The following is a 10,069-nucleotide window of genomic DNA, read 5'->3' on the forward strand; positions in this document are numbered from 1 at the left end:
GTTACTCCTCCGATGCAGTGGACGCGGTGTCGTCACCTTCGGCACCATCACCGGCCGAAGGCTCGGCCAGACGATAGCCCACGCCGCGCACGGTCTCTATGGCGCTCGCATGCTCGCCGAGCTTTTGGCGGAGCGTCTGCACATGTACGTCGACGGTGCGCGAACCGCCGTCGAAGTCCCAGCCCCATACGCTCTGCAGCAGCGACTCGCGGGTAAAGACCACGCCAGGTTTGCGCATGAGGTACTCGAGCAGGTCGAATTCGCGCAGCGTGAGCTTGAGCGGTTCACCGGCAACAGTCACTTCGCGGTGGCTGGGCGAAAGTACGATATCGCCCACGCTGAGCACATCGCTCGCCTGCTTGACCATGCCGCCGCGACGCAGCAGTGCGCGGCAACGGCTCGCAAGCTCCATGAGCGAAAACGGCTTAGTCAGGTAATCGTCGGCACCGCCATCGAGCGCCATCACCTTGTCGAGTTCGGTGTCCTTGGCGGTAAGCATCATGATGGGCACCGTCGCCGTCAGGCGATCGGCACGCAGGCGACGCATAATCGCCAAGCCATCGGTGTCGGGCAGCATGATATCGAGCAGCACAGCATCGGGCACCCGTCGCGCCACGGCAGCTTTAAACTCGCCATCGCACGAAAAGCCCTCGGCCTCGATTCCCTGCTTGCGCAGCGCGTAGACTGTCAAATCCCTGATGTTGTCATCGTCCTCGACGTAATAGATCATGTTGAACCCCTTTGCGGCCGATATGACCGCATCTTAACCCTAAAGGCACCTGCAAAAGACAGCGTCAGCCAAAACGCCCCGTCAAATAATCCGCGGTGCGCGGATCGGACGGATTCTTGAAGAGTTGCGCGGTGGGCGCGTGCTCCACCAGCTCACCCAGCAAAAAGAACGCAACCGAATCGGAAATACGCGCGGCCTGCTGCATGTTGTGCGTCACGACCACCAGCGTGCAGGTCTCCTTGAGCTCGCAGGCCAGCTGCTCCACCACCAACGTCGACACAGGGTCGAGTGCCGAGGTCGGCTCGTCCATCAGCAGAATGTCGGGCTGCACGGCAAGTGCGCGGGCGATGCACAGGCGCTGCTGCTGTCCACCCGAAAGACCCAGGCCCGACTCTTTGAGCTTGTCCTTGACCTCATCCCATAGCGCAGCGCGACGAAGGGAGTCCTCGACCAGCTCATCGAGCATGACGCGGTCGCGCACACCCATACCGCGCGGACCGTAGGCGACGTTGTCGTAGATGCTCATGGGAAACGGGTTGGGGCGCTGGAACACCATGCCCACGCGCTGGCGCAAACGGCAGATGTCGTAATCGCCCAGGATATCTTGACCATCGAGCGCAATCTTGCCCTCGATGCGGCAATCCTTGATGCCGTCGTTCATGCGGTTAAAGCAGCGCAGCAACGTGGACTTTCCGCAGCCCGAAGGCCCGATGAACGAAGTGATCTGCTTGTCGCGGATCTTGATATTCACGTCCTTGAGCGCATGGTGATCGCCATAGAACAGGTCGATGCCCTCGACATCGATGCGCGTCGGCGAGGCGGCAAGATCCTCTGCCGTGGGGCGAGTCGCATCCCCAACCTCGCGCTCATGCGCGGCCTCGGCCTGCGCTTCCATGAGTTCTTCAAGCTCCGTGGGCTCCGCAGCCGCAGCAGCCGTCATACCGCACACCTCCATATCGATATCAATTCAGCAGTATCAATAGTAGGAATCGCGGCTCATACGCACGTGAGCACATTGTCAAGTGTTTGTAAGGGCACGCTAGCTATGCGGCGGGCAGCTCGATGGTGAATATCGTGTGTTCGGGCGTCGATTCACTTGCAACGGTACCGCCGTGTGCCGCGATGATCTCCTTGGCAATAGCAAGGCCCAAACCGGCACCACCGCGATTGGTCGCACGCGCCGCATCCAGGCGATAGAACTTCTCAAAGATCACCTTGAGCTTAGCCGCAGGGATAGGATCGCCCTGATTGATAAAGCGCACGCGCACGCCGCCATCGTCTTGGCGCCTGGCCTCAATCGTGATAGTCGAGCCCTCATAGCTATAGGCGACGGCGTTTTTCATGATGTTGTTAAACACGCGGGCCATCTTATCGCCATCCACGAGCACCGTCAGGTCCTCGCGAATATCAACCTGGGCTTCCTTATGCTGCTCGTTGAGGATGGGATAGAACTCGTCAGCCACCTGAGCCAGCAGCAACCCCAGATCAACATAGCCGCGCGTGAGCACGATATCGTGGAAATCAAAGCGCGTGATGTCGAAGAACTCCTCGATGAGCGCATCGAGCCGGTGGGCCTTGTCGAGTGCCACGCCCGTAAAACGTGTGCGCTGCTCAAGCGGCAAATCGGGGGCCTCCTGCAAGAGCGAAAGGTAGCCCACCACGCTGGCGAGCGGCGTGCGCAGGTCGTGCGCCAGGTACGTCACCAGGCCATCTTTGCGGTGGGATTCGTCACGCAGGGCTTGTTGAACCCTACGCTCGCAATCGCGCGCCCGGTTGAGCGCGCCCTCGACCTCGAGGAAGTCGCCGTCAATGTTGTCCCATGTGTCGGGGTTATCGATCAGACGGTCCTGAATGCGGGCGGCAATCACGCGGTCGGCGTGCAGCTCGCCCTGCTCGTAACCCTGGTAGTACAGGGCGCGTCCGCAGAAGAACAGGACGCACACGGCAAGCGCCAGCACAAATCCAAGCATGTTGAACACAAAGCCGGCGTCAAAGAATACGGGCTCGCCAATACCGCCAAGCGCCATGGACCCGATCGTCAACGTAATTGTCCACGCGGCGCCGCCGATCACCACACAGCGGCGAACGATTTCGAATCGATCAATCAGCAAAAAGCCAATGAGTAGAACTGCCAGGATGCCAACGATATTGTCAATGCCGATGAGCAGCAGACTCAGCAAAAAGAGCAGCACCGTCGCTAACGCACGGTTGTCAACGACCGCCCTTACGTATTCAAAGAGTCGATCGGGTACCTCGAATGCCCGCCTATCGTCTTTTGTCATATCTACTCCCCCACCATCAAAAGCGTTATTCGATTATGTAGCCGACGCCCCAGACGTTTTTGATAAAGCGCGGCTTTTGTGCGTCGTCGCCGATCTTTTCGCGCAAGTGGCGAATGTGCACCATCACCGTATTGTTGGAGCCGGGCATAAAGTCCTCGTTCCACACCGCGCGGAACAGGTCCTCCACGGCCACCACGCTGCCGCGATGCTCGACCAGATACAGCAAGATTGAATACTCGGTGGGTGTGAGGCGTACCGGTGCACCGTCCACCGTCACGGAACGAGCGTCGCGGTTGATCTCCAAGCCGTCGAGCTGAATGGTCGGCGACTCGGCCGCCTGTGCACGGCTACCGTAGCTGGTGTAGCGGCGAAGCTGAGCGTGCACGCGCGCGATGAGCTCCAGCGGACGGAACGGCTTAACCACGTAATCGTCCGCGCCAAGCGAAAGGCCCTCGATCTTGTCTTGCTGGGCATCGCGCGCCGTCAGCATGATCACAGGATAGGTATGGCTGGAACGGATCGTACGCAGCAGCTCAAAGCCATCGATATCGGGCAGCATGACATCCAGCAGCGCCAGATCGAACTCCTGCTCCAAGATTGCCTTGGCGGCATCGGCCCCGCTATAGGCAATCTGGACATCAAAGCCCTCTTTTGTAAGGTAGATACCAACCAAGTCGGCGATGGCCTTCTCGTCATCAACTACCAGTATGCGCTCGTTCATGCGTGCTCCTCTCGCGCTCCATTATGCCCGAGGCGACGCACGCCACACACAACAAGCGTGGGTGATTAAGTCGGCCTTAAGCACCCTTGTGCCCGTTCGGGAGCGGATGTGGGCCACGCACGCACGCGATGATCGCCGACGCCGGCAAACGATATACTCTAGTTCCAGAAGAGACCATCCCGTCGAAAGCGAAATCCGTGAAGTCCCTCACCTCTTTTGCAAAGCGCTCAGCCCAGCTTGCCGCCGGCTTTGTCTGCGCTATCGCCCTTGCCGCTGGCGCGCCCACCGTCGCCGGCGCCCAAGTGCTCACGACCGACAATGTTTGCGGCAAAACCGCCGATGCGCGCGGTATCACGGCCGAAAACCTGCCCGATATCGATGCGACCAATGCCCTCGTCATGGGCAAAGACGGCACCGTCTACTATGGGCGCGATGCCGATGAGCAGGTCAAGATTGCCTCGATCACCAAGGTCATGACCGCAATCCTAACCGTCGAGAATTGCAAGATGGACGAGAAGGTCACGGTGAGCAACACCGCAGCCACCGTGGGTAATTCGACCGCCGGCTTACTCGAAGGCGACGAGCTTACCGTGGAGCAGGCACTGCGCGGCCTGATGATTCCCTCGGGCAACGACGCCGCCATCGTGCTCGCCGAATATGTGGGCAAGAAAATCGACCCTAAGACCAAAGACGCCGAGGCCACATTTGTGAAGGCCATGAACGAGCGTGCCAAGAAACTCGGCTGCACCGGCACGCTTTTTGAAAACCCGCATGGTCTGGACTTTGATGAGTGGGCTGGCGATATGCACTCAACCGCACACGACGTAGCGCTGATGATGCAGGAGGCCATGAAAAACGACACGATCCGCGAGGTCGTAGCGAGCGAGGATTCCTGGATCGAGGTCACGGGCGCCGACGGCACCGACCATTCGCATTCCATGGACACGCATAACTATTTGCTGGGCCAAGATGGCAACATCGGTGGCAAGACCGGCACCACCGACGATGCAGGCTATTGCTTTACGAGCGCCTACAACCGCGATGGCGACGAGATCTACACCGTTGTTTTGAACTCCACCACCACCGACCAGCGCTTTACCGATACCGCAACCCTTGCCAATTGGTACTACGGCCACAAGGCCACGGTCGCGATCGCCAACACGCAGGAAAAGACCGCCAACGGCAACCCGCTTATGGCGCGCGTTAGCCAAACCGACTGGACGGACAAGACGATCGACGCCACACTCGCCGATCCTACGGCGCAAGCGACCGTGTTTTCCCTTGCCGGCGAGGTGACCGAAAAGGTTAGCTACGACGATCTTTCGGGCACGGTGCATGTGGGCGACAAGGTGGGCAGCGTTACGCTCAAGCAGGACGGCACCAAGATCGCCGTCATGGACCTAGTTGCCGACGAGGAAGGCACAGGGCCGAATCCCATTGAATGGCTCCTTGTGAAGCTCGACCGCTTGGGCCGCCGCATCGACAACCGCCCACTTGCGGCAGAGAGCGAGACCGTCGCCAAGGCTCCTGAGGTGTAGAGCGCAGAATAATCAGCCCACTGAAAGGAGGCGTCCGAAAGGATGCCTCTTTTTTTGAGGGTTCGAATCCCCAGCCTCCTTTCTCCGCACAAAAAAGGGCCCCAAATGGGACCCTTCTTTCAATTCATACTGGCGGAGAGCTGGGGATTCGAACCCCAGATGCCCTTTTGGGGCATACTCGCTTAGCAGGCGAGCACCTTCGGCCTCTCGGTCAGCTCTCCGTAACAGCCGTTCTATAGTAACCAAACAGTCGAGGATGGGCAAGGGGGAATTTGGAGCGATTCCATTTTTACCTTTCCCGCACCGCCTCCAACAAATAGTCGCGCATATACGGAATTGCAAACGAAACACAGCCATAGCCCGCAGGCTCAATCAACCCCGCATCGATGAGACGTTTACGATACGAGCCGACCTTGTTCGCCGGCAGCCCCATCTTTTTGGCGATATCACCGTTGGCAATCTCATCGCCCTCACATTGAGCCATTGCCGCGAGATACTGAAACTGTCGCTCTGAAACCCTGCGCAGCGCCGGGGCAATCACCATAGCATTAAAGCTATCAAGAGCCGCTTGAATACCCTTACGCGCAGACCCTTCGTTCACGCTCTCCGCCCCGCTGCGCGCAGCAACCTGCCAAGCGTAATATCCGACCAACTGGACCATAAAGGGATAGCCTGCTGAAGCCTTTGTTAATAGCTCAGCGGCGTCTTCATCGAGCTCCTTGCCCGCTCGTCTCATTGTATCCTCAAACGATCCGCCGACTTCAAAATCGGAGAGACGAGTGAGTTCGATATGTTTTGCCCGCTGAAGGAACGTAAGGGTATCATCAACCACCACGCCATCCACCGATGTTGGCAAGCCAGCGAATGCAAAAGCGACATTCGCCCCTTGGCGAATCAAAAGCTGCATCTCATTGCCCAGCTCGCGCATTTCCTCAGTTGAGGCATCCTGAATCTCGTCGAGCGTAATGAGCAGACCTCCGCGCTTCGCGGCATCGTACATTGCCTCGCCCAGATGAGATGCCGACTTCGATACCTCAACGGAGCCAAGGCTGACTCCTAGAATTGATGGGGAAATCGACATTGACTCAAGACGAACATTTCGCTGTAGAGCCTCGAGGATTCTACTGCAGAAACCGGCATTCGAGGCGACGTCAACAACCTCGAATCCTTTTTTTCGTGCAAGATCACCCAATGCATTGAGAAGCACCGTTTTCCCTGTGCCTCGGACGCCCGAGATGCGCATGAGTCGATCGGGAGCACCAGGACCATTCTCAAGGGCCTCGGCAAAATCATCCAAAACAGCGTCACGTCCGATAAGCTCAGGCGGATTCATGCCCGCCGTTGGCTTAAAGGGATTAATGGCTTTCGACATTCGACCCTCCTCCGCTAGTTTTAACAACTTTAACAAAGTTTAGCAACTTTAGCAGAGTTTAACAGGTTTAGCAGACCTAGCCGCTTTTGACCTTACCGGTCCTGCTGGAGCCACCCACCTGAGCCAATACAAATAGCTCCATTCAATTTGTCGACAACCTGCTCGATACAGTAATTCGTACTTTAATTCGTTACGACTTAATTCGTTATACCTTATCTATACGCAAATGTTCCCGGTACCGCCGGTAGCAGTAGCCCCTTCGTTTTGTCGGCATGGTGAGCAAATGGGATGACAAGCGCGGTCCAGCCCTTCTATGCCGCGCCTACCCCAGCGAGCGGTTAAGGGAGCCGAGCTCATCGTTGCCCATGGTGCGCCACATTTGGAAGATGCAACCGCGTGCCAGGAAAAAGAAGCCGTTGTCGACCAGTTGCACAGCGGCATCTGCCAGCTGATTCGTCACGGCGGACACTGGCGGCAGCTCGAGTCCAGCCTTGCGGATGGTCTCGACCGCTTCCTCGAACGTCGGAGGCTCGCGGACGCCCATCTCGTTCATAAGGCCCTGCATTTCTTCCAGCGCGCTGCTGCCCGATTCCTCACCGCGCGGCACCAGACGGTAACAAGCCAGCGCCAGGTCGAGCTGATCGCAATTCCAATAGGCAAACGCCAGGCGATAGAACAGGTAGCCGATTGCAGAACGATCGCTGGCAATACGTAGGCCGTGGCGCGCCACCTCGATAATCTCGTCAAAGCGTTCCAGACGTGCAAGCACGTTAATGAGCGCAAAGTGCGATTGCATGGACGAGCGCGCCAGATCGTAAAGATGGCGCACCTCGGGCAGCGCTCGTTCAAAGTCCTCTTGCTCGGCGTAAAAGCTGCAGATCTCGTGCTGGGCAAAGTACAGCGCATCGGGCGCACGAAGGATTCGCACAGAGCGGTCTTCTTCCAACACCGGTAGCACCATGCGCACCAGCTGGTTATCGCAAAACTGCGTTTGAACCGGACCTGTCGCCAAAAGCTCGGCGACGGCGCACTTGGCCTCCAACTCCTCGACAAGACGGGAAAAGCCTTCAAAAGCACCTGTACGGTCGACTTTTGCCTGCTCGCGCAACTCAATGACGCGCGCCACATACGGGTCATCGTCCTTCTCCATGACCTCAAGCTCATCAGCCGTATCGGCAAGCAGCAAGTCGCGCAACGCCGGCGGCAGCGAACGGTGGTCGTCACGCGGGCGAGCGTGAACCTCAGCGGGCTCGATCGCATCCGGCGCGTCTGACTCATATGCCTCAAGCATGCGCTTGCACGGCATATCGTCCATATCCATGCTCTCGAGATCCTTGGCGACAGGCACGCAATTGGCCAGATAGGCCGCACGCCCAAAGGAATATGTTGCAATAACGCGCTCGCCCTGCTCGCCGTCGGGAGCCGCAATCTGAACGTAGCAGCGCGTAATGCAGGCACCTGCGGCAAAGCAAGCCGCCGCCAGCGTGAGTGCCACGCGCGCGTCGTGCTCGGCGGCCCAAATCGCGCGCACGTCCTCGTCCAACTCGCGCCAGACGTCATCCTGGGCATCGTATTCACGTTGTGGCATGGCATCCACAACAGAGCGCCCAAACCGAACGAGCATAATCCCCTCGGCAACGTTTGCCCGATAGGTATAGTCGAGCCGTGTGACCACGTTAAGCGCCTCGACAATACGCGCGAAGCGGGTACGCACGTCCCACTCTCCGCCCGGCTGGCACGCGACCGTGCCAGGTTTTGCCCACGGGTTGTCGTTCGACAGTGTTTCGAGCAGACGCGGAACATCGTTGGTCGTCTTGGCGATAAGCCACAAATCAAAGAGCGCGCAGCCCTCAAGGCTTGGAGACGAGGCCGCGGGGCCTAATCCAGCTCCGATGCGCTCGAGGATGCCGGAGAGGCGGTTGAGACGGCACTCGATGGCAAGCAGCGTGTCAATCTCGTCCTGGTCCAGCAGGCTACGATCAAAATTGAGATAGAACAGCTTTGAGCGGTCGATGCGCGCTAGGCTCATTTCGGTCTTTGCCGCGATGGTGCGCAGGCGCGGCAGGTTGACCTCGCCCATCAAGGCCGCGGCATAGCGCTCGATACCACTCGGATTATCTGTGTGGTCGATGCGATAAAGCAACGTCTCGATGGCATCGGGGAGCGGCGTGGAGTCAAAGCCCAGAAGCACCTCAACCGGCTCGGAGAGTTTTACAAGCTTTATTTTGTCGACGGCATTTTTCATTCCTTCGTCGAGCCTGTCAGCGTCTGGCGTACTTGCGGCAACATTTTCGGAATCGGCAAATATCACGTAGCGTAAAAACATCGAGGCCATAAACTCGCCGTAGCGAAGGCTGCGAGTCGAATTCCACGTCTCATGATCGGATTGCTCGCGCATGGTACCTTCGGGAGAGCCGTTGACTCGTGCTTGGGGACGCATGGTGCCGTCGCTGCCCCTCACCGTAATCTCGCCAATGCTGGGGTTGGACTCGTCAAGGACCAGTTCCATGTCGGGATCGTTGGGCAGCGGAGCCTCGCTGACGGGGCGGTCCACCTTGTACACCTCACCCGAAACGCTTACGTAGCCCAAAAGCGACACATGACTTTTGCCAACGAATTCGACGACATAACAAGATTCATGCTGATCCTCGCCAAAGAGTTTCCAGACCACGCCATATGAGCGTCCCGCAGGCTGCTCGGGCATCGCCGGAAAGCGCTTTTTGGGATCGAGAAACCTGAGCTTGTATGTCGGACGCTCTGCCACGAAATATCACCCTGATCGGTCGCTTGAAGAAGGAGTGGTCGCGAATAAGTCGCGACATCTACTCGGAATCTTACACGAGTCGACAGGAAATCGTCCCTTTGGACGAAAGCACTCAAGCTAGCGCAAAAGAAAAGCCCCCGTTGCCGGGAGCTTTAATCTCAAATGGTGCGGCGTATAGGATTCCGCGCATCCGCTGCGCGGATCCGCACCGGCTTCGCCCGCCTGCCGGCGCGCTCGCCCGCGGGCTAAAAACGCTCCGCGTTTTCTTTACGCCCGCGCCTCGACCGAGGTTCGAATCCATGCGGTGCTTACGTAAAAGAAAAGCCCCCGTCGCCGGGAGCTTTAATCTCAAATGGTGCGGCGTATAGGATTCGAACCTATGACGTTCTGATTCGTAGTCAGACCCTCTATCCAGCTGAGGTAACGCCGCGACTTGTTGATTATTATGCACATCGACTGAATAAAGGTCAAGCATTTTTCGAAAAAAGTTATCAAATTTGATTTTTACTCATTTTGACCACCTGATGCGATCTTCGACGCATCGCGATATAAGAAAAGCCCCCGTTGCCGGGAGCTTTAAAGTCAATTGGTGCGGCGTATAGGATTCGAACCTATGACGTTCTGATTCGTAGTCAGACCCTCTATCCAGCTGAGGTAACGCC

The 10,069-nt window shown here is 57.9% G+C and carries 7 protein-coding genes and 2 tRNA genes; 1 reads left to right on the forward strand and 8 read right to left on the reverse strand.

The genetic code is table 11. The features are described 5' to 3' along the window. Nucleotide 1 precedes the first annotated feature (1 nt). The 4 genes from ACRX4W_RS03515 to ACRX4W_RS03530 form a co-directional block, all read right to left on the reverse strand. Nucleotides 2-730, reverse strand: a complete 729-nt coding sequence (locus ACRX4W_RS03515; protein WP_055250507.1) for a response regulator transcription factor — start codon at nucleotides 728-730, stop codon at nucleotides 2-4. Nucleotides 731-794: 64 nt separating this feature from the next. Then, nucleotides 795-1,670 carry a phosphate ABC transporter ATP-binding protein PstB gene (gene pstB, locus ACRX4W_RS03520; protein ID WP_432299203.1) on the reverse strand — a complete coding sequence of 292 codons (876 nt, stop codon included), beginning with the start codon at nucleotides 1,668-1,670 and terminating at the stop codon, nucleotides 795-797. Nucleotides 1,671-1,773: 103 nt separating this feature from the next. Next, nucleotides 1,774-3,012 (reverse strand): sensor histidine kinase, encoded by a 1,239-nt coding sequence (locus ACRX4W_RS03525; RefSeq protein WP_432299205.1) that lies wholly within the window; start codon nucleotides 3,010-3,012, stop codon nucleotides 1,774-1,776. Between the two features lie 25 nt (nucleotides 3,013-3,037). Next, on the reverse strand, nucleotides 3,038-3,733 hold the full coding sequence (locus tag ACRX4W_RS03530) for a response regulator transcription factor (RefSeq protein WP_250786886.1): 696 nt from the start codon (nucleotides 3,731-3,733) through the stop codon (nucleotides 3,038-3,040). A gap of 197 nt (nucleotides 3,734-3,930) precedes the next feature. Between ACRX4W_RS03530 and ACRX4W_RS03535 the strand changes: the two genes are divergently transcribed. Beyond that, nucleotides 3,931-5,271, forward strand: a complete 1,341-nt coding sequence (locus ACRX4W_RS03535; RefSeq protein WP_432299207.1) for a D-alanyl-D-alanine carboxypeptidase family protein — start codon at nucleotides 3,931-3,933, stop codon at nucleotides 5,269-5,271. Between the two features lie 130 nt (nucleotides 5,272-5,401). Here ACRX4W_RS03535 and ACRX4W_RS03540 read toward each other — a convergent pair. The 4 genes from ACRX4W_RS03540 to ACRX4W_RS03555 all read right to left on the reverse strand — a co-directional run bounded on the left by ACRX4W_RS03540 (nucleotide 5,402) and on the right by ACRX4W_RS03555 (nucleotide 9,837). Beyond that, nucleotides 5,402-5,492: transfer RNA gene (locus ACRX4W_RS03540), tRNA-Ser, on the reverse strand. Between the two features lie 68 nt (nucleotides 5,493-5,560). Next, nucleotides 5,561-6,643, reverse strand: coding sequence for a DUF8462 domain-containing protein (locus tag ACRX4W_RS03545; RefSeq protein WP_432299208.1), 1,083 nt, complete (start codon nucleotides 6,641-6,643; stop codon nucleotides 5,561-5,563). A gap of 322 nt (nucleotides 6,644-6,965) precedes the next feature. After that, nucleotides 6,966-9,407: a tetratricopeptide repeat protein gene (locus ACRX4W_RS03550; RefSeq protein ID WP_432299210.1), complete on the reverse strand. Its 2,442-nt coding sequence runs from the start codon at nucleotides 9,405-9,407 to the stop codon at nucleotides 6,966-6,968. 353 nt (nucleotides 9,408-9,760) lie between these two features. Then, nucleotides 9,761-9,837 (reverse strand) — tRNA-Arg (locus tag ACRX4W_RS03555). Between the last annotated feature and the right edge of the window lie 232 nt (nucleotides 9,838-10,069).

The sequence above is a fragment of the Collinsella aerofaciens genome (assembly GCF_964283865.1).
Taxonomy (GTDB): Bacteria; Actinomycetota; Coriobacteriia; order Coriobacteriales; family Coriobacteriaceae; genus Collinsella.